At 44.1% G+C, this 20,215-nt stretch carries 17 protein-coding genes and 1 pseudogene; 9 read left to right on the plus strand and 9 right to left on the minus strand.

All coding sequences use genetic code 11. The features are described 5' to 3' along the window. The gene (locus MHM98_RS15350) at nt 1–261 is read right to left on the minus strand and encodes a DUF5062 family protein (protein WP_239440244.1); all 261 of its coding nucleotides are present in this window, start codon (nt 259–261) and stop codon (nt 1–3) included. A gap of 48 nt (nt 262–309) precedes the next feature. Continuing rightward, complete coding sequence (ilvY, locus tag MHM98_RS15355; RefSeq protein ID WP_239440245.1) at nt 310–1,200, minus strand: HTH-type transcriptional activator IlvY; 891 nt, start codon at nt 1,198–1,200, stop codon at nt 310–312. Between the two features lie 160 nt (nt 1,201–1,360). Here ilvY and ilvC point away from each other — a divergent pair, with 160 nt between their 5' ends. Continuing rightward, entirely contained in the window at nt 1,361–2,836 is a 1,476-nt protein-coding gene (gene ilvC, locus MHM98_RS15360; protein ID WP_239440246.1) for a ketol-acid reductoisomerase, read from the plus strand. 79 nt (nt 2,837–2,915) lie between these two features. Here the strand turns inward: ilvC and MHM98_RS15365 are convergent, their stop codons facing one another. Continuing rightward, a complete protein-coding gene (locus tag MHM98_RS15365) occupies nt 2,916–3,485 on the minus strand; it encodes a lysophospholipid acyltransferase family protein (protein ID WP_239440247.1) in 570 nt (189 codons plus the stop codon). Between the two features lie 144 nt (nt 3,486–3,629). Here MHM98_RS15365 and MHM98_RS15370 point away from each other — a divergent pair, with 144 nt between their 5' ends. Next, a complete protein-coding gene (locus tag MHM98_RS15370; protein WP_239440248.1) occupies nt 3,630–5,402 on the plus strand; it encodes an EAL domain-containing protein in 1,773 nt (590 codons plus the stop codon). A 6-nt stretch (nt 5,403–5,408) separates the two neighbouring features. On the opposite strand, the gene MHM98_RS15375 is transcribed toward MHM98_RS15370, so the two are convergent. From MHM98_RS15375 to MHM98_RS15385, 3 genes are all read right to left on the minus strand, one after another. Next, the gene (locus tag MHM98_RS15375) at nt 5,409–8,369 is read right to left on the minus strand and encodes a DUF2339 domain-containing protein (protein WP_239440249.1); all 2,961 of its coding nucleotides are present in this window, start codon (nt 8,367–8,369) and stop codon (nt 5,409–5,411) included. A 112-nt stretch (nt 8,370–8,481) separates the two neighbouring features. After that, nucleotides 8,482–9,768: an alpha/beta fold hydrolase gene (locus tag MHM98_RS15380; RefSeq protein WP_239440250.1), complete on the minus strand. Its 1,287-nt coding sequence runs from the start codon at nt 9,766–9,768 to the stop codon at nt 8,482–8,484. Nucleotides 9,769–9,917: 149 nt separating this feature from the next. Continuing rightward, nucleotides 9,918–11,111 (minus strand): GNAT family N-acetyltransferase, encoded by a 1,194-nt coding sequence (locus tag MHM98_RS15385; RefSeq protein ID WP_239440251.1) that lies wholly within the window; start codon nt 11,109–11,111, stop codon nt 9,918–9,920. An 87-nt stretch (nt 11,112–11,198) separates the two neighbouring features. Between MHM98_RS15385 and MHM98_RS15390 the strand changes: the two genes are divergently transcribed. From MHM98_RS15390 to ftnA, 5 genes are all read left to right on the plus strand, one after another. Next, nucleotides 11,199–12,674 carry a PLP-dependent aminotransferase family protein gene (locus tag MHM98_RS15390; protein ID WP_239440252.1) on the plus strand — a complete coding sequence of 492 codons (1,476 nt, stop codon included), beginning with the start codon at nt 11,199–11,201 and terminating at the stop codon, nt 12,672–12,674. Between the two features lie 119 nt (nt 12,675–12,793). After that, nucleotides 12,794–13,036: a cell division protein ZapB gene (gene zapB, locus MHM98_RS15395; protein ID WP_239440253.1), complete on the plus strand. Its 243-nt coding sequence runs from the start codon at nt 12,794–12,796 to the stop codon at nt 13,034–13,036. Next, complete coding sequence (locus MHM98_RS15400) at nt 13,036–13,311, plus strand: cell division protein ZapA (RefSeq protein ID WP_239440254.1); 276 nt, start codon at nt 13,036–13,038, stop codon at nt 13,309–13,311. Before zapB ends, MHM98_RS15400 begins: the two co-directional genes overlap by 1 nt. 55 nt (nt 13,312–13,366) lie before the next feature. Continuing rightward, on the plus strand, nt 13,367–14,599 hold the full coding sequence (locus tag MHM98_RS15405; RefSeq protein WP_239440255.1) for a mechanosensitive ion channel domain-containing protein: 1,233 nt from the start codon (nt 13,367–13,369) through the stop codon (nt 14,597–14,599). Between the two features lie 574 nt (nt 14,600–15,173). Further along, nucleotides 15,174–15,710: a non-heme ferritin gene (gene ftnA / locus MHM98_RS15410; protein WP_239440256.1), complete on the plus strand. Its 537-nt coding sequence runs from the start codon at nt 15,174–15,176 to the stop codon at nt 15,708–15,710. A 213-nt stretch (nt 15,711–15,923) separates the two neighbouring features. Here the strand turns inward: ftnA and MHM98_RS18855 are convergent, their stop codons facing one another. Next, the gene (locus tag MHM98_RS18855) at nt 15,924–16,049 is read right to left on the minus strand and encodes a hypothetical protein (protein ID WP_275441637.1); all 126 of its coding nucleotides are present in this window, start codon (nt 16,047–16,049) and stop codon (nt 15,924–15,926) included. Between the two features lie 47 nt (nt 16,050–16,096). On the opposite strand from MHM98_RS18855, the gene MHM98_RS15415 reads away from it, so the two are divergent. Beyond that, nucleotides 16,097–17,281 (plus strand): NAD(P)/FAD-dependent oxidoreductase, encoded by a 1,185-nt coding sequence (locus MHM98_RS15415; protein WP_239440257.1) that lies wholly within the window; start codon nt 16,097–16,099, stop codon nt 17,279–17,281. Nucleotides 17,282–17,363: 82 nt separating this feature from the next. Here the strand turns inward: MHM98_RS15415 and MHM98_RS15420 are convergent, their stop codons facing one another. Further along, nucleotides 17,364–18,680, minus strand: a complete 1,317-nt coding sequence (locus tag MHM98_RS15420) for an ATP-binding protein (RefSeq protein WP_239440258.1) — start codon at nt 18,678–18,680, stop codon at nt 17,364–17,366. A 154-nt stretch (nt 18,681–18,834) separates the two neighbouring features. On the opposite strand from MHM98_RS15420, the pseudogene MHM98_RS15425 reads away from it, so the two are divergent. Continuing rightward, nucleotides 18,835–18,927: pseudogene (locus tag MHM98_RS15425) on the plus strand (NAD(P)/FAD-dependent oxidoreductase); the annotation flags it as partial. Between the two features lie 71 nt (nt 18,928–18,998). Here the strand turns inward: MHM98_RS15425 and MHM98_RS15430 are convergent. Continuing rightward, nucleotides 18,999–20,149, minus strand: a protein-coding gene (locus MHM98_RS15430; protein WP_239440259.1) for an IS3 family transposase whose coding sequence is annotated in 2 segments (ribosomal slippage) — nt 18,999–19,903 and nt 19,903–20,149 — 1,152 coding nt in all. Because the reading frame shifts where the segments join, the coding sequence is not laid out codon by codon here. Nucleotides 20,150–20,215 lie beyond the last annotated feature (66 nt).

Raw genomic sequence — 20,215 nt, forward strand, 5'->3', positions numbered from 1 at the left:
TTACTGCAATAATTCGTGATTCTCAGGCAATTGCGAAATAATCCACAACACGAGGCGGTGCTTGAGATTAGGGCCGTCTTCTTTATCTTCAGGCAAGGGACTAATTAACTTATCGTGCACTAACAATCGATAAATCGCTTCTACTTTATCCTTGTTAGATTCCGCCTTTTCCAAACCACCATATCCGCGTTTCGTGGCATAGGCTTTCCCTAACTGCAATGCTAGCTTGAGCAACTTATCTTCATTTTTATGCTTTTTCATCGATACCTATTCCCTTGAAATGAGTGATTATAAAGTAACTCAAAACCGTTATTTTTCAATCCCTTCTTTCGCTAATTCCCATAATGAACTCAATAAAGGTTGCTTTAAGCGCTTCTTCAAACAACAAATCACCACTTCAAAAGGTTCAATACTAGGGGTCACTTCCATAATCTGAATAGAATCCTTTAACGGACTGTTATCCAAAACAATTTTAGGAACCAACCCAACACCGAATCCAAGGCTTACCATACTAACAATGGCCTCATTACCCGCTACCTCAGAATAAATATTGGGCTTGATACTCTTACTTTTAAACCATTTATCTAAGCGCTTACGCGCCACACCTTGCTCTGGAACAATCAAAGGCAACTCATTCCAGCGATATTGACCGCTATCCACCTGAGCTTGCACTTCGCAACGATCAACGGGGGCAATAAATACCAATGGCGAGACACCAATAGTCTGAAAAGCGACATTGCTTGGCTGCACATCCGGCTTAGCGGCAATTGCCATATCTTCACTTTCGTCCACCACACGTGGCACCGACTGCACCACATCGCCGGTGCGCAACTTAATTTCCACCTTGGGATATTGCTGGCGATAGCGAGCGAGCAGTGAATGTAAAAAACTATGGCTAGCAGTCACCGAGCAATAAATACTGAGCTCGCCCTGCAGTTCATCGCTGTCGTTTTCCAATGAGCTCTTAAACATATCCCATTGCGCTAATGACGCTTTGGCATATTGCACAAAGAGCTGCCCTTCTCGCGTCAAGGCAACAGTGCGATTGTCACGATCGAACAACACCACACCCAATTGCTGCTCTAGCTGGGCGATATTGCGACTTAGCGTCGACGGGCTAACGTGACAAATATCGCTCGCCTTCGCAAAGTGCAGGGAGTCAGCCAGTGCCAAGAACATTTTTAAGTGTTTATTATCCATTGCAAGATACTCAATTTACATTTCACATTTTGCAACACTGTAGCCCGTTTATATCATTTTACGCAAGAGAAGAGTTGAGTTAGTGTTAAGGCATAGTCACCTAGTGACCCTCAATCAGATGAATTTAAGTATCGAACAGAATAAATAAGTAGGAACGAGCATGGCACAAAATTACTTTAATACCCTTTCATTACGCGATCAGTTAGCACAATTAGCTAAGTGTGATTTTATGGATATCAGCGAATTCAGCGACGGCGTCCAAGCCCTAGTTGGTAAGAAAATGGTAATTATTGGCTGTGGTGCTCAAGGCCTAAACCAAGGTTTAAATCTACGTGACAGCGGCTTAGATATTTCTTACGCCTTACGTAAAGAAGCTATTGAAACAAAACGTCAATCATGGAAAAACGCCACCGAAAACGGTTTTACCGTTGGCACTTACGAAGAGCTAATTCCAGATGCAGACGTAGTACTTAACCTAACGCCAGACAAGCAACACTCTGCGGTAGTTGAAGCGGTGATGCCATTAATGAAACACGGCGCATGTCTAACTTATTCTCACGGCTTTAACGTTGTTGAAGAAGGTATGCAAATTCGCGACGACTTAACAGTAATCATGGTAGCACCTAAGTGTCCAGGTTCTGAAGTACGTGAAGAATATAAGCGCGGCTTTGGTGTACCAACGCTAATCGCCGTTCACGAAGACAACGATCCAAATGGCGAAGGTCTAGCGCTAGCTAAAGCTTATGCTGCTGGTACTGGTGGTCATCGCGCCGGTGTTCTAATGTCATCATTCATTGCCGAAGTTAAATCTGACCTAATGGGTGAGCAAACCATTCTATGTGGCATGCTACAAACTGGCTCATTACTTTGTTTCGACAAAATGGTTGAGAAAGGCATCGACGCAGGTTACGCAGCGAAACTTCTACAATACGGTTGGGAAACGATCACCGAGGCTCTCAAATACGGTGGTGTTACCAACATGCTAGATCGCTTGTCTAACCCTGCTAAGATCAAAGCATTTGAATTATCAGAAGAATTAAAAGACATCATGCGTCCGCTATACAACAAGCACATGGACGACATCATGAGCGGCGCATTCTCATCAGGCATGATGGAAGACTGGGCTAACGACGACGAGAAGCTACTAGGCTGGCGTCAAGAAACTGCTGAAACAGCTTTCGAAAAGCAAGCAGCGGGCGACATGGAAATCAGCGAACAAGAATTCTTCGACCACGGTATTCTAATGGTAGCTATGGTTCGCGCCGGTGTAGAGCTAGCATTTGAAACTATGGTTGCAGCAGGCATCAAAGACGAATCTGCTTACTACGAGTCACTACACGAAACGCCGTTAATCGCCAATACGATTGCACGTAAGAAGTTATACGAAATGAACGCAACCATTTCTGACACAGCAGAATACGGCTGTTACCTATACAACCACGCGTGTTTACCATTGCTACAAGATTTCATGAAAGGCATCGATACCGACGTTATCGGTCGCGGTCTAGACAGTAAAGACAATGGCGTAGACAACGCGCAGTTAATCGCAATCAACGCCGAGTTACGCAATCATCCAGTGGAAGCTGTTGGTAACGTATTACGCGGCCACATGTCAGCGATGAAGAAAATCGTTTAACGATTTAAATCATTAAAAAATCTAACAAAAAGGGGCTATCAACACTGTTGATAGCCCCTTTTGTTATCTTGAGCAAAGATTAATTTGATACTTTCTCAGCCGGAATATGCTGTGGAATCACTTTCGGATGACAGCCATCCACGCCGCGGAAATAATCCAAAATCACCGGAAAATCGGAATCGATATCTCCCGTTGGCCAAAACGCCTCACGAAAACGCACTTCTTTGGATTTAAAATCGAAACCAATCATTTCAATCGGCACATTTGCCTTTGCGGCAATATGATAAAACCCTGATTTCCAACGCTTAGTCTCGCTGCGCGTCCCTTCAGGTGCAATCCCCAAAATAAAATCGTCATTGTCTTCATACATCGCAACGACTTGGTCGACAAGATTATTGTCTTTATGGCGATAAACAGGGCTGCCGCCAAGCCAACGAAAAAACCAGCCATAAGGTGCGTAAAACAACTGATGCTTCGCTAAAAATCGTACTTTAACGCCCAGCGCCGAACGCACAACCATGCCTAAAATGAAATCCCAATTGCTGGTGTGCGGGCCAACAATAATTATATATTTGCGCTCACGTGGTAACTCACCAACCATTTTCCATCCCAGAGATTTGAGGATGAATCTACTAACAGATTGAAACATATAAACTATTACTCTTGTTATTGTTATATTTCGGTGACACTTTTATTACTAGTATCTAATTTACACTAATTTTAGCCTAAAGATCATATTGATAGCTCACAAAAATTCACGTTAGAATGGATTGTTATTCAAGGGAAACTCTTTATGAATGAGCTACTTTTAGAAAGTTTAGTTGCCTTAACTGCCTTCGCAGTTTTGTGGACATTGTATTATTCGATGATGCGCCACAAAGTCGAAACTCAACCGGGTTCCCGATTCCTTTTAGCTGGCTTTATCCTCTTATTCATTAGCTCACTCATCGACATTACCGACAACTTTCCCGCACTTAATCAATACGTTCTCATTGGCGATACGCCTACCGAAGCTGTGATCGAAAAAGGCATTGGCTCACTCATTGGTTTACTCTTTTTAGCGGTTGGCTTTCACCGTTGGCTACCAGCAGTGTTTGAACTCTCCCTTGCCAAGAAGAACATCAACAAACTCAATAACAAACTGGGTAAACTCGTTGATGAGCGCACCGCAGAACTCAGTCAGGTTAACCAACAGCTGCGCCAAGAGATCGCCGAGCGAGAGAAAGCGCAAAACAAGCTCGACAAGCAAATGCTTCACGATCCTCTCACCGAGCTGCCAAACCGATATGCGCTACTAGAATACTTAGAGCACGAGCGCCTCCGCAGTGCAGCGCATCCAAGTCATTACGCCATGTTTATTATCGACTTGGATCAATTTAAAGCCGTTAACGACTCACTCGGTCACGCCACTGGCGATAAAGTTATTAAAGCCATTGGTAACCGTCTGGCGTTTAACCATCGCAGTGAAGATTTCCTAGGGCGCTTAGGCGGCGACGAATTTGTATTGGTGATGTCGATGAACCGCGACGATCCGCAATCGGCAGCACTGCAAACCTACAATAACGCCACCACCCTAATCGAGCTAGTGGCGGCGCAACTCAAGGTCGACAAACACCAATTTAATCTGTCGGCGAGTATCGGAATTACCGTATTTAACTACGGCGGCAGCCAATCGTCGGAAGATATCTTACGCCAAGCCGATATCGCGCTGTACAACGCCAAAGAAAAAGGCCAAGGCTTCTTCTCTTTCTTTCAGCCAGAAATGCAGAAAAAAGCCCAAGTGCGCCTCAAACAATCGAAAGAACTCCACGATGCCCTTGCCAACAAGGAGCTATTCCTGCAATACCAACCACAAGTCGATAAAGACGGGAAATTCATTGGTATGGAAGCCCTACTACGTTGGCATCATCCGATTAACGGCATTGTAGATCCATCAAACTTTATCGCGCTGGCGGAAGAAATCGGCATCATCGACAAACTAGGCCGCTACATCATGCACATGGCGTGTCAGCAATGTAATGATTTAGTCAGTAGCTTCTACCCCGACAACAAATTAAAAGTGGCGATTAACATTAGTCCAAGCCACTTCTTACAAGACGATTTTGTCGATCAAGTCAAAGGCATTATCGAAAGCTACTCAATGCAGAATATGCAGTTGGTGCTAGAGATCACCGAAGAAGTAACCATTGGCGATATCGACGATGTCATCAAGAAAATGAATCAGCTGCGTCGCCTCCACGTTCACTTCTCACTCGATGATTTTGGCACTGGTTATTCGTCGCTTACCTACCTCAAGCAACTACCTATCGATACCGTAAAAATCGATAAGTCATTCATTCAGGAATTGCACGAAAACAAAGATGACGCGTCAATTGTCGAAGCCATTTTAACCATGACGCGCGCATTAGAAATCGACGTAATTGCCGAAGGCATTGAAAACCAAAGCCAATATAAATTCTTGGCCGATTTACACTGTCAGTATTACCAAGGATATTTCTTTGGCAAACCAGAGAGTGTCGCCGCGCTCATTGAAAACGGCGACCTCATCGACAAGCGAGTAATTTAACAGACGCTAACCTTCGTTAGCGTCCAATAGCTGTTCGTCTGTGTCGGTGGCTTGGTTATTCACCAAACGCTGATACCAGAATGATGCTAACAAGATCAGCACACCAATTCCCATAAATAGCACCACTTTTTGCCATAGCACGGCATTGGCAGCATCGTATAACCCAAGTTTGAGAATACCCATTAAGATAAGACCAAAGCTATAACGAACATTTGCGATAGTACGTTGATTCATAAACAGAATAAACGCACCATGCACGGCAAGAATAGGCGCTAATAACAGATCTAATCTCAAGTTGTATAAGCCGAGTAACGTTATGGTGTAAGCAATTAAAATGACGCTGTGTAGCAACAGTCCATTGTTAGAATCAAACCATTGGCCAAGTGCTGACGCCTGATATGGCTGACGTTGTTTAACAAAGGACGCCGCCACAAACAACACACTTGCTATTGCAAATAGCGGATCTTCATAAGCCAGCAACCAACTCGACACAACATACAAGCCCAACATCACGCCGATCATCGTACTATGACGCTTAGCCAACCACCATTGCGGTGCAATCAGCATCATTGCTAACCAATACATCAGTCCGGCAATATGTGCCTCAATACCAACATCAAACACAGTGATCACCGCTAGTGGAACCATCATGCCGATGGTCCATAAGCCCCAACTAGCAATGTATTGATAAAGCTCATTAGCATTGCGTTGATGCAACCAATAAGCCGCGCCATAGCAAAGTATAAATAATACCGTGGCAATAAGTGCAACACTCACAGCCGTAAACAACGCCCCAAAAATTAACACAATGCTAGCAACGCCCACTAAGATTTTCGCCTGCCCAACAATCAGTTTGTGTTTAACCCAAATAGCAAAGCAAGTTGCCAGCAACGGTGATAGCCATGCCACTAAAATAACGCTTTCATCTAAGCGTCTAACAGCGGTACCTAACCAACATATCGGCACTATCAAATAGAAAGCGATACGAGCGTATTCGGAGAACTGACGCAGTGAACTCTGCGGCGCAAAGCGGCGATAATATTCAGAAAATAACCACAGCTGAGCCAGTGCTGAAACCAAAGACAATTTGGCAAACATCGGTAATTGAGAGAAGCGATAAATGCCGAAATTCGTCGCAAAATCAATAGTGTAAATTAATGGCACCGCGATTAACGACATTGCCAATAATTCGATACTCACTTGCCCACAAGCACGCGCTCTAAACAATAGCGCCGCCTGCAGGACAATAGTAATAGGCGCGACCCACGGGCCGAGCCACATAGCGCCACACGATACTAATACCAAGGCTACCCACGCCGACTCACAAAACAGCAATAATGGCTTAACGCGATCGATAGCGAACTTATCAAAAGCTTCACTTTCGTCGATCAAGCGCAGCCAAATACTCACCGTTGCCCAAATGCTAGCTGCCATAATCCATTCAAATAGCGTCGCTAGATTCAATAACAGCACAGAATTATCAAACACCGCCACCAAACAATGGCACAGTGCGATAACTGACAAAATCTGGCCCTGATTAATCACGCTTGGCAAGCCATAACGACGACCAATGGCAATCAACAACAAGCCCTCAACGGCCCATGCAATGCCCCAATATTCGCCATCGAGCATACTAACCGCTGTTAATACTGCCCACACAGTCGCAACGAGTACCATGAAATGGGTCAATGGATGTTTAATGCGATAGAGCACATAACTCGCCGCAATCGCCGCAGTACTATTCACCGCAAAGATAACTGACAGCCAATGAGAAAAGGCATCGCTGACTTGGAAGAAAAAGAGTAGATGAGCGCCAATCAGCGCCGCCAAGAACAACAATACAGTCTGCTGGCGTTGTTCTTTAAATACCAAGGTTAAAGCGATATAACCGAAGAAAAGAAGGTAGAATACATCAATAAAAACAACAGGTAACGAGAATAGTGGCTGGTTAACAGCCCATTCTAACGACACTAGCACAAATGCTAGCGTCAGATTCGCCAGCCAAGCACCAAGATAACGATAAGCAAGCACTAAACTACTTAGCGTCACCAAGGCTAGAGAAACTAAATACAGATTGCCCTGCGCCGTCACCACGTCCGACAGCATAGGTAAAATAGCCACACCGACAATACCAAGCGCGGCTATTACTTTAGTATCTAACCACAAGGCAAGTGCATGAGCCGCTAGCGCGATAACCAAATACAGCGCCACAACGTGCCATATCGATAAAATTTGATAAACGTCGCCAGCGAAATACACGGTGCTATAGAGCAATAAAATGCCCAAACTGACAATCGCCGTTGCGAATTCACCGAACTTAGTTTGTCGCTTGAGATATATTCCCAACGCCATCACCGCCAATGCCGCCGACAACATAGCAAGAGATTTTAATCCGACGCCCATTTGATCAATAAGCAGTTGCATCAAATAGCCAAAGCCAGCCAGCGTTAAACCAATCCCCATGATAGTTAACGAGAAAATACCTAACATGCCACGTTCTTTATACGAGTGATAAATAGTGGCAACAGGTTTAAACCAATCGAACAGCATCGCCATTAATGCGCGCACCATTGCTTCAACAACATTTGGTTTGCGCGGTGTAGCGGGTACTTTTGGTGCTGGAATCGTTTTTTGAACAGGCGCAGCTTGCGCTGTTGGAGTTTTAGTTGATGCAGCGATAGGTGCTTGTTCAACATCCTGCGGCTTAGTGAGTTTATCTTCCGATGTTACTGCAACCTGCTCAATATCAGGCGTTGATTCAACAACTGAGTGAACAACGGATTGCATCGCATTAGCATCACTTTGTGAGTTTGTATCTACAGCAGTTTGATTCTGAGAATTGGTAGGAGAGTAATCGGGATCAACCTGAGCGATTCGAAACTCGAGGTTGTTAATACGCGCCTCAAATTGGCTTTTGAGTTGAGCCAATTCAAACTTGAGGGCGTTGATTTCATCGTTATTTTTCAAAGCTACATCCAGTGTGCCAAAAATTGTCGCACTAGTATGGCACAAAAAATCAACGTTGAACGCTAAATCAACAACCTAACTCGATGAAATTCTAAGGTATAAATATACGCTACTAAGGGTTCAATATCTTATGCAGCGTTGCAAAAATTCGCGCACCATCTACCTTAATACCATTGTGCTCATGATCGCCGCTATACCACGCCATTGCGCCATTTACTTGCTGCAACGTTTCATTGGAATAGGCAATATCAACATACATATCAGTCTCATACACCGCAGCCGCCACAGGTACCTGATTATTCGCCAACTGCTCAAGGTCATATAACATCGACCAATCGTCTTTTTCTGCCAACAATTGCGCGGCTTGTGCTAGTGGTTTTAATTGTGAAAACTGCTCAAACATCCACGGGAAAATCATCTCCCCCGTAAAGTTAAACACCTGCTCACCACCAAGGTAATTAAACTGCTGGCTAAATTCCTCATTACGCACCTGATGTGCCGCCCAATTCGACGCAAACTCTTGGCAATAAATGGATTCGTGTAAGAATGCGAAAATCGGATTAGTGTCGTAATCGAGTAAACCGAGCATCGCTTGTTTAAATACAAAGCTCAGTTCACGCTGGCCATTCACATCGACGAAGGCTTGCTCTAATGCGGCATACAACTCTTGATGACCACCAGTCATTCCCAAGTGAATACCCAATAATTGAAAACGTTCAACCGTTAGTGGCGAGCCATCAGGCAAGGTTTCGTCGTGAGTTAACAAGTGCTCGGCAATCGCTTTTGCCATTGCTTGCGCCTGCGGATAGGTATCGAAAAACAGCTGATTCTTGTCTAAAACACGGCTAAATGTTTTGCGATAAACATCAGCAGCAGGACGAGTAAGTGATGGAATGCCACCAGTAATAAAGGCCTGCTTAACGCCCTCTGGTGCAGCCGATAGATAGCGCAGCACACAAAAACCACCGAAGCTTTGACCTAAAATAGTCCACTGCGCATCACCAATCAGCTGACGACGAATAAATTCGGCATCGCGCACTATGTTGTCACTGCGAAAATGAGCTAGATACTCAGCTTGCTGCTCAGGAGACATATGACGTAAGGTTTGTGCATTTACTGGCGAACTACAGGCTGTGCCGCGCTGGTCGAGTAACAATACGCGGTAATGCTTACAAGCCTCACCAACCCAGCCATCAAGCCCCGTCGGGCGGCTTGCACCAAATCCAGGACCGCCTTGAAAGAAAATCAAATAAGGAAACTGCTGCTCGATGCCTTGTTCGCTGGCCACTTCACGCACAAAAACAGATAACTGTTGTTGCTCTGGCTGCTGATAATCCAGCGGTACATTAAAGCGATGGTCACGACAAATAAGGTCATTGAATTGATAGCTTGGGTTCATAATGTTGTTCGTAAAATAATTGAATGAATAAAGTATACGATCCTCCGCCCAATGAAGGAACTAGCTCATCCAACAATATCAATAACCTCATTGACCAGTGCTCAACAGCTCTGTCAAAAACTCTCTCAACTGCTCACTCAATAGTTCGTTCAATCAAGGTGCGCGTTTGCCAAACTTAACTGACCGTCGGCCACTAGCTCATCAGCAATGGCTTTGCGCAATTCAAAAGGTTTATGCTTGCTCAGCTTTTCGTGCATTTGAATTTGCTCGATGGCGATTTCGAAACAACGGATCTGACTGAGCATAGTCGCCATTAATTTTGGTGACTGCTGTTCATATTGCCATTGCATTTCCTGATTTTTGCCACCTTCAAACTGCGCAACTTGCGCCTTGATAATTGCTTCGTTTTCATCGGTAGATAAAAAGCTAAATTGGCCGCTGATATGCAACTTGCGATAATTCCATGTTGGCACCAACTGCTTGGCATGTACCTGTGGTGACACATAATTATCGCCGCCGTCAAAAACCACCACCACACGAGGTGAATTTTCCAATAACCACGCCAGCTTATTATCACTCGCCATATGACCGGTTAACACACCACGCTGCCTGTCGAGCTGCAGCGGTAAATAGATGATTTGATCGAGCAAGTTATCATTACTCGCCACCACAATTTGTGCGAAAGGCGCTTCTTGCATCAGAGCATTGGCCGTGTCACTAATGGCCGCCTTTGCAGCGTTCACTGAGCTAGCAGAGCCTGCAATTCTAGCCATCAATCGTTGTTTGGCCTGCGGCCATTCATCTCGCAACATACTAAACATCGCAGTATCGCGATACTCTCCCGTTGATAGCAAAATATTGTGGCGAAAAATACCTTCAAACTGCATTCCCAAACGGCTAATCGCATTGCGGGATTTTTGATTGCGCTTATGAGTACGCAACTGCACGCGCACCGCCCCCAAAGCTTCAAAAGCATGAGTTAGCAACAACAATTTGCAGTTTGAATTGATGTGAGAGCGTTGAAATTCGGGATTAACCCATGTGTAGCCAATTTCGATGGTGGAATTGACTACATCGATACTCAAATAACGAGTACTGCCGACAAAACGCCCTGTGGCATTGTCGATAATGGCAAACATAACCTGTTCACCACGCTCAACGGCTGCCAATCCCGTTTCTACCCAACGAGTCGCCGTTGCTAGCGATTCACATTGATAGGGTTGAGTCCATTGCCAAATTTGCTCAGGCTTTCCGGCGCGATAAAAATCTTCCACCATAGCCATCGTCATCGGCTTAAGCGTGACAATATCATTTGCAAGAATAAGAGGTTGTGGCTGTTTCATAATTCATTCCGTTAATGATCAATGGAGATAATTATGGAAACATCTGGTAGATTGTTAACAACCAGAAATTAAGTTAATGCTATACCAGTGAAAACGCTCCACATCAGCAATGAGTCACTTTCGAATTTCAAGGGCGCAAAATACCTCGCCATTAGCCATGCGCTGCGCCAAGCCATCAAGCAAGGGCAAGTGAAAGAGAACGAGCAATTGCCATCGGCGCGAGAGCTCGCACAGCAACTTAGCACCAACCGCCACACCATTATGGCGGCTTATAACGAACTCATCGCTCAAGGTTGGATTATTAGTAAGCAACGGCGCGGTTATTTCGTGGCTACAAACCTACCAATCAACAGCTCTTTGCCACCAGCGCAGCAAAATCGCGTCAGTGAGTCAGGATTTCAATGGCAATTTACCAAAAACGTCCCGCGCCACAGCGACCAAGTTGCCGCGAACTACCGCTATAACTTTGCTGGCGGTACGCCAGATATATCGCTATTTCCCTTTCACGAGTTTAAAAGCTACGTTAGCGATGCTTTCTCTCGACCACAACTGGCCGAACTGAATTACGGTAACATAGCTGGTTTTTCGCCGTTAATTGAACAAGTTAGTCAATATCTACGTCGTGCCCGTTCTCTAACAGATCGCGAAATAGTCATTACCAACGGCTCACAAGAAGCGCTTTATATGCTGTCGCAACTGCTATTATCGCCAAACAATAGCGTTGCCACCGAAGCCATGGGCTACGCTCCCGCATGGCGTAGCTTTCAAAGTAGCGGAACCACGGTCATTTCCATCCCGCAAGATGAGAATGGCATGATTCCTAGCGAATTAGAGAAAGCGATCGCTAACCAACTGGCGCTTGGTCAACCCATTGCCGTAATCTATTTAACGCCTTTGCACCAATATCCAACCACGGTCACACTGCCGCCAAGCAGGCGTCACGCTATCTACCAAGTTGCCAGTCGCCACAACATCGCCATCATCGAAGACGACTACGATCACGAATATCACTACAGCTGCCAACCGCTAGCGCCAATGGCCAGTGACGATCCCAACGGCTTGGTGATTTATCTATCCACTTTCTCGAAAGTGATGTTTCCCGGCGCGCGCATTGGCTTTATGGCGATGGACAAACAACTCGCCACCGCGGTAACCAATTACAAAAGCCTGCTCAATCACAAAGTAAGTGTGCCAATGCAAGACGCTATCGCCCGTTGGATGCAAGCAGGCGCGTTCGAACGTTACCTGCGCAAAGCCACTAAAACCTATCACCAACGCCGCGATTTCATGATTAAACAACTCGAACACTATCAATCACTTGGCATTGTATCGGCGTTTACCATTCCCGACGGCGGCATGGCGATGTGGGTGCAAATAAATCAAAGCGCCAAAGCACTCACCGAGCGAGCATTAAACAACGACATTTACATCCAACAAGAGTCGCAGTTTTTAATCGATAAAAATCAAACAAGTGATCGATTTATTCGCCTTGGATTCGCGGGTTTGGGTGAACAAGACATCGAATTGGGACTACAACGTCTATTTGATCAAAAAAATGTATAAATTCTTACAATAAACCCGCACTACGACTGGCTATTTACACCCCATATTGTTTATATTAAGCCCCACTAGACTAGTGTTTGTACTACAGTCTTTTTTTCATTATTTTCACAGGATTTCTCATGTCAGATTCAGCATTACCAAAACTAGAGCAACTCATCGAACAACTTATCTCAAAAAACGCCTCACACAACGACGAAATCGCTCGCCTAACAGCACAAAACGAACAACTAGCTGCCCAAGTAAAACAACTTGAAGACGACAACGAAACTCTGCAACTTGAAGCGCTAGAGCAAGAAGAAAATCACGCGCAAACCATTAGCAAAATCAACGCAATTGTGGGACGCCTAGAGCAAGAAGCCTAATGAGCCAAGAGTTAACAATCACCCTGCTTGATAAAACGCTATCGGTGGCATGCCCCGAAGGTCAGGCAGACGCCCTGCTCGAATCGGCAAAATTGTTAAATCAACAAATGGAAAAAGTGCAACAAAAACAACCGAGCGCCAACCTGCTCAACGTTGCACTTATCGCCGGACTAAACATCAGCTACCAACTGTTGGAAAATAAACAACAAAACCAAGCCGATGCCCAATCCATTGCCCAACTGAGCGAACTCATTAGCAACGCACTTGCCCAATAGCATTCGCTAAAAAATTACTCTATCCTACTCAAGACTAACCAAAGGAGTAGGATGAGTGACAAATTATCTAAATCAACTGATTGCCCAATATCAGCCAATCACCCAATACGTATGGCTCGACAGCGCAATACTCGTTGGCATCATGCTGATTGCCTCAGTCATTATCGACAAAGTTGATCGCCTAATACTCATTAATCTCCTCAATCGATTATTGGGAAAAACTGCCCCAAAGACACTCGATTTACTCGAAAAACATCAAGCACTTGCCAAAATAGCCGCCATTATTCCACTGCTGATAATCGCCACCTTTAGTCCGGTTGCCCTGCATCCCTATCCGGCGCTAACAACCATAGTGGTGACGGTATGTAACATCGCTATCTTGATGAAAATTGCCGCCTTTTTATTCTCAATTCTCGATGTCGTACTAGATATCGCCAGAGATCGCGGTCTCAATAAGAAACTACCAGTAAAAAGCATCAACCAACTGGTTAAGCTCATTATTTTCTTGATCGTTGCGGTTATCTCAATCTCAACCATCTTCGGCAAATCACCGCTCTACTTCCTCAGTGGTTTAGGGGCCATGACCGCCGTCGTGCTATTAGTCTTTAAAGACACCATCCTTGGCTTTGTCGCAGGCGTGCAGCTCGCCGCCAACCAAATGGTGAGTCGTGGTGACTGGATAGAAATGCCTAAATACGGTGCCGACGGTGAAGTGTTAGAAGTCGCGCTTACCACGGTACAGGTACAAAACTGGGATAAAACCATCACCATGATCCCAACCTACGCCCTAATCAGCGATTCATTCAAAAACTGGCGTGGCATGGAACAGGCAGGCGGCCGCCGCATCAAACGTTCAATTCGCATCGACGTCAATTCCATTGGCTTTATGGATCAAGCGCTCATCGAACGCCTTAAAAAAATCGACTCTATCGCCGATTATCTAACTCAGAAACAAGCTGAAATAGACGAGCAAAATCAACAACTAACTAGCGATTTAACCTTAGGTGCCAACGGCCGAAAACTCACCAACGTCGGCACCTTCCGCGCCTACTTAGAATATTATTTAAAGAACCACCCCATGGTTAGCAAAGACATGACCATGCTGGTACGCCAACTGGCAGCAGACGAAAACGGCCTGCCAATCGAAATCTACCTATTCTGCACCGACATCCGCTGGGCGAACTACGAAGCGATACAAGCAGACCTATTCGACCACATCTATGCAGTGCTTCCAGAATTCGACCTGCGCGCCTTCCAAAGTCCAAGTGGTTACGATTGGCGCAAGTAACGTTCGTCTTGTTATGTGAGTATTTATTCGAGAATCTAATGCGATATGTCAACGTGCGGACACCTCCCGCCGTTTATCGCCTTGAATTAGAAATTGACCAATAGAAAAATCAGGGACGATTTTTCAGTATTTGCCGCAGGGATGCGGATCAAATACGGTATTGATAAGGCAATTTTTTATTCAAGATTCAGCGATAAACCCGCGGGTCGCCTTTCTTTTGGTTACTTTTCTTTGGCGACGCAAAGAAAAGTAACTGGTGTGCTTTCATCCATGCTGGTATTTTCTCCAAAGCTTATAAGCACATCATACAATCCTCGGACTAAATTACCGCGAATCTTTTACAAAATTACGATTGTAAAACCGTAATATAAATGCGAACTATTTTTAGCAAATAGCATAAATATAGCTTTGAAATCATAACGTTAATGACAAGTGTTCTCACTAGCTAAAATTCAGCCGAAAAACTTAGCCACAATCACATTTCACACCGTTTTTACCGTTGACCACTCCCCTAAATTACGCCATTATCTGGCCAACTAAATTTTCAGCATCACGCACCAAAAAAGGGAAGCTCATGTTATCAGCACAAATGATCCAAAAGCTCAACGAACAAATCAATCTTGAGTTCTACTCATCAAACTTATACCTACAAATGAGTGCATGGTGTGAAGACAAAAGCTTCGACGGCGCAGCAACCTTCTTGCGCAAACACGCCAACGAAGAAATGGAACACATGAAACGCCTATTCACCTACGTATCAGAAACAGGCGGTCTACCAATTTTAGGTGCCATCGATGCCGCGCCACACGAGTTCGAATCACTACACGACGTATTCACACAAATTCTTGAGCACGAGTGTGAGATCACAAGCAAGATCAACGAACTAGCTCACGTAGCTTTCACCAGCCACGACTACTCAACCTTCAACTTCCTACAATGGTATGTTGCCGAGCAACACGAAGAAGAGAAGCTATTCAAAGGCATCCTAGACAAGCTAGAAATGATCGGTAACGACGGCTCAGCCATGTACATGTTCGACAAAGACTTCGCAGCAATGGCAGTTGAAGGCGCAGGCGGCAGCATCATGGAACCAGGTTCAACTGTAGAGTAGCCTCAGCGCTCATACGCGGTTACAATACGCACGTTTTATTAGGTTATGTCGATACTCTTATATTACGTGCAGATAATGATGTGCTTTTTGTAATTTGTTCCACTCTCAAGTTTTTCACAAGCACATCAGTTACTTTTCTTTGCTTCGCCAAAGAAAAGTAACCAAAAGAAAGGCGACCCGCCACTTTATCGCTCATCTTAAATAATAAATTGCCTATTCAATGACGTATTTGATCCGCATCCCTGCGGCAAATACTAAAAAATCATCCATGATTTTTTCATTGGCCAATTTCTGATTTAAGGCGATAAAAACGGGAATGATCCTCGCTTCAATCCCCACGCAATATTCTTCACATCGATTTACGCAACATTAAAAAAGAGAATTCCATGAACAACTTCGACGTAATAATCATTGGCGCAGGTGCGGCAGGTCTACACTGTGCAGCCACTGCTGGCTATCGCGGAAAACGCGTATTATTACTCGATAACGCCAAAAAAATTGGCCGAAAAATTCTTATTAGCGGCGGTGGTCGTTGCAACTTTACCAACTACAACATCGAGCCTAACGCCTACATCTGTGGCAACAAACATTTCGTGAAATCAGCGCTTAGTCGCTACACCCAGTGGGACTTCATCTCCCTAGTCGGCAAATACCAAATCCCTTATCACGAGAAAACACTCGGCCAACTATTTTGCGACGACAGCGCCAAAGACATCGTTCACATGCTAGAGAGTGAGTGTGACAAGGCTGGCGTGACCATAGAGCTGCGTCATGAAATCATGACCATCAACAAAACCGACGACGGCTTTGACATCACAACCAGCCAAGGTAAATACCAAGCAACATCGCTTGTCATCGCCACAGGCGGCCTCTCAATGCCAAAACTCGGCGCGACACCATTTGGTTACAAGGTTGCGCAGCAGTTTGGCTTAAACGTCACAGAAACTACCGCTGGGCTTGTTCCTTTTACGTGGCAAAACAACGACAAAGAAGATTTCGAATGTCTTTCAGGCATCAGCCTGTCAGCATCTGTAACCTGCGAAAATGGCGTTAACTTTAGCGAAGACATGCTATTTACTCACCGCGGTTTATCAGGCCCAGTGATGCTACAAGTATCTTCGTATTGGAAAGCGGGCGAAGCAATCACCATCGACTTGCTACCAAGCAGCGATTTACAAAACGTGTTAGAAAAAGCGCGCGAGAAAAGTCCCAAACAGGCACTTAAAACCTGTCTAACGCAGCATCTACCAAAACGCTTTATCGAGCGTTTAATCGAGCTAAACAAAATTGATGACAAACCATTAAATCAATTTAACGACAAAGAGTTAGTTAACCTAGCCACCTACTTCCACCAGTGGAAAATCAAGCCAAACGGCACCGAAGGTTACCGCACCGCCGAAGTCACTTTAGGCGGCGTAAACACCGACGAACTTAGCTCAAAAACCATGGAATCAAAAAAGGTCAAAGGCCTCTACTTCATCGGCGAAGTGATGGACGTTAGCGGCTGGCTCGGAGGCTACAACTTCCAATGGGCATGGAGCTCTGGTTGGGCGTGTGGAGATGCGGTTTAATAGTCTAGGAATATCAACTAAGTAGCGCTATACGCACATTGTTATCTGTAGGGGATAAATCATAGTGATCTATCCCTATCGATTAATCGAGCAGCATGTGTAATCTAGAAGCATAATATAGCGGTAACACCAACGCGTTTTTATTATCCAATGAACCTGTCGACCCAATAAGTTTGACAGTTTGCGCTGGCTTATAGCGATCAACATAAACGCCCAATGATTTAGCTCTTGTTCGTTTACCGCTTTTAACTTCAACAGGAACAATCTGTCCATCGTCTTTCTTCAGCAAAAACTCAATTTCACTGCGCGCATATTCCCAAGAGTAAGTAGAACTACCATTAGCCGCAATCAGCTCATTTTGTACAAAATTCTCTGCAATATAGCCTTTATAATTAAAACCTTGATCGCGAAGTTCTTTGTAAGATAACTCAAGCATATGATTAAGTAATCCCACATCAAACATAAACAATTTAAAGCGATTATCTTTAGTTAATGCTGACAATGGTGAGCTAGGTGTTGTATCTATCGGATGGCATTTAGAAAGCAACTTACACTTATCTAACCAATTGATAGGTCCAGATAAATCTTGGTACCTCGTTTTCTTTTCTATTACGTCTTTAAACTTAAAACGCTTAACTGAATCATCAATGTTCTGAGACAGCTGAGTAGGAATATTATTAAAAATAGATTGGATATGCTGTGCAGACGTTTTACCCGAATACTTACCAAAATCACGCTCATAGCCGACAATAAGGTCGGCGTGAATTTGGCTAACCTGCTCTACTCTTTCTATTATCCCTTTGTCACTTTTTGACTCAAACCAGCTGTTTACAGCTTCGGGCATACCGCCAACAAAGTAATAATCGAGCAATAAATCAAACAGCTTATCGTGAGCAATTTTCCCCATATTCATTTGATTGAATGCTTTTTCAAGTGGCGTTTGTTGCGATGCCCACAAAAACTCTTCAAATGTTAAAGGGTATAACGTTAACAGCTCTACTTTCCCAACAGGAAAAGATCCCAACAAACCTATATTAGAACCAGACGCACAGATGTACATGTCGGGATGTTGCTCAGCAAAAAACTTCAATGAATCTATCGCGGCTTGGCATTCACCAATCTCATCAAAAATAATTAACGCATTTTTCTGATCAATGCTGATATTCAATGTTAATTCGATATTAACTAATATATCCGAAGGGTTTAATGAATCTGAAAATATATTAGAGAGAGAAGGTTGCTCTAAAAAATCTAAACGAATGACTTGCTCAAAATGAGCACCAAACAAATGTTCAAGCAGAAACGACTTTCCTGTTTGGCGTGCACCATCTAACAAGACTGGCTTACGCTTAGCTTGTTTTTTCCAAGATATTAACTTTTCTAATAGCAATCGTTTCATTGTGCTAACCCTCGCCCTATATTTTGTAGAATAAAGTATAAGTCAACACATTTTTATGCGCAATAAAATGTCAATTTACTACACTTTTATGCGCATAAAAATGTAGATTAACAACACTTATTAGCGCAGAAAAGTACTAACCACCTTCTAACTCATTGTTGAAATTGTAGATGCTCGTGGCTGGTTAGGAGGCTACAACTTCCAATGGGCATGGAGTTCTGGTTGGGCGTGTGGAGATGCGGTTTAACTGACAAAACATAATTAGAGCGAACAAATTTTAAATTGTGCGAATAAATTGTATGAATCGACCAGACTTACCTAGACGTTTTCTTGATGCATAAAATAGGTTCTATCATAGTCAGCCGGAGACTGATTATTTAAATAACCATGTTTGCGTTTACTGTTATAAAACATTTCGATGTAATCGAAAATATCTTCCTTCGCTTTTTCCCTGCTTTTATACTTTCTTCGCTTAATCCGTTCGCGCTTAAGCAGCTGAAAAAAGCTTTCTGCAACTGCATTATCGTGACAGTTACCTCTGCGACTCATGCTTAGCGATAAATTATGCTCAGCAGCAAAGCGCTGCCAATCATAACCGGTAAACTGGCTACCTTGATCTGAATGTATAATAACAGTCTGCTTAGGCTTTCTACGCCACACTGCTGCAAGTAATGCACTTAAGACTAAATCGGTATGCATCATTGATTGCATCGACCAACAAATCACCTGCCGAGAGAATAAATCGATAACAACAGCGAGATATAGAAAGCCCTCATGAGTGTCAATATAAGTGATATCAGTTACCCAAGCTTGATTTGGCTCTACCACGTCAAACTGTCGTTTAAGTTGGTTATCAGCAACAACTGATGGTTTAGTACCATAATTTCCTTTACGCTTTTTATAGCCAACCTGCGCTTGGATACCAGCCAACTGCATTAACCGATGAACTCTATTTTTAGAGCAAGCTTCTCCTAAATCTCGCATATCACTTTGAATTTTACGATAGCCATATACACAGTCACTTTCTAGCCAAGATTGTTTGATTAATCCCGTTAAGCGTCTGTCATCTATAGACCGTTCAGACTCAGGCTTTTTAAGCCAAGCATGGAAGCCACTGCGATGGACTTGTAATGCTTGGCACATCAGCTTTATTGGGTATTGGTTGAGCCGAGACTTTATGAACGTGTACTTTTCTTTGACTCGCCCGCAAAGTACACGGCGGCTTCCTTTAAAAGATCACGCTCTTGTTGAGTACGCTTTAACTCTTTTTCAAGCTCTCTTATACGCTTATCTTGCTCCGATAGCTCTTGATAGTGCTCGCTATTACTACCATAACGTTTTAACCAGTTATAAAGGCTATTGGTGGAAATATCTAGCCGCTCGGCAACGCTCGCAACCGCATGGCCTTTTTCAGTAACTTGCTTAACGGCCTGTATCTTGAATTCTTCTGGAAATCTTTTTGCGCTCATTTATCCTCCTAGGACACAAAGTTTACTACTTATTTGTGTCTAGGAAAATCTGGTCGATTCAAACAG

This window comes from Psychrobium sp. MM17-31 (assembly GCF_022347785.1).
Lineage (GTDB): Bacteria > Pseudomonadota > Gammaproteobacteria > Enterobacterales > Psychrobiaceae > Psychrobium.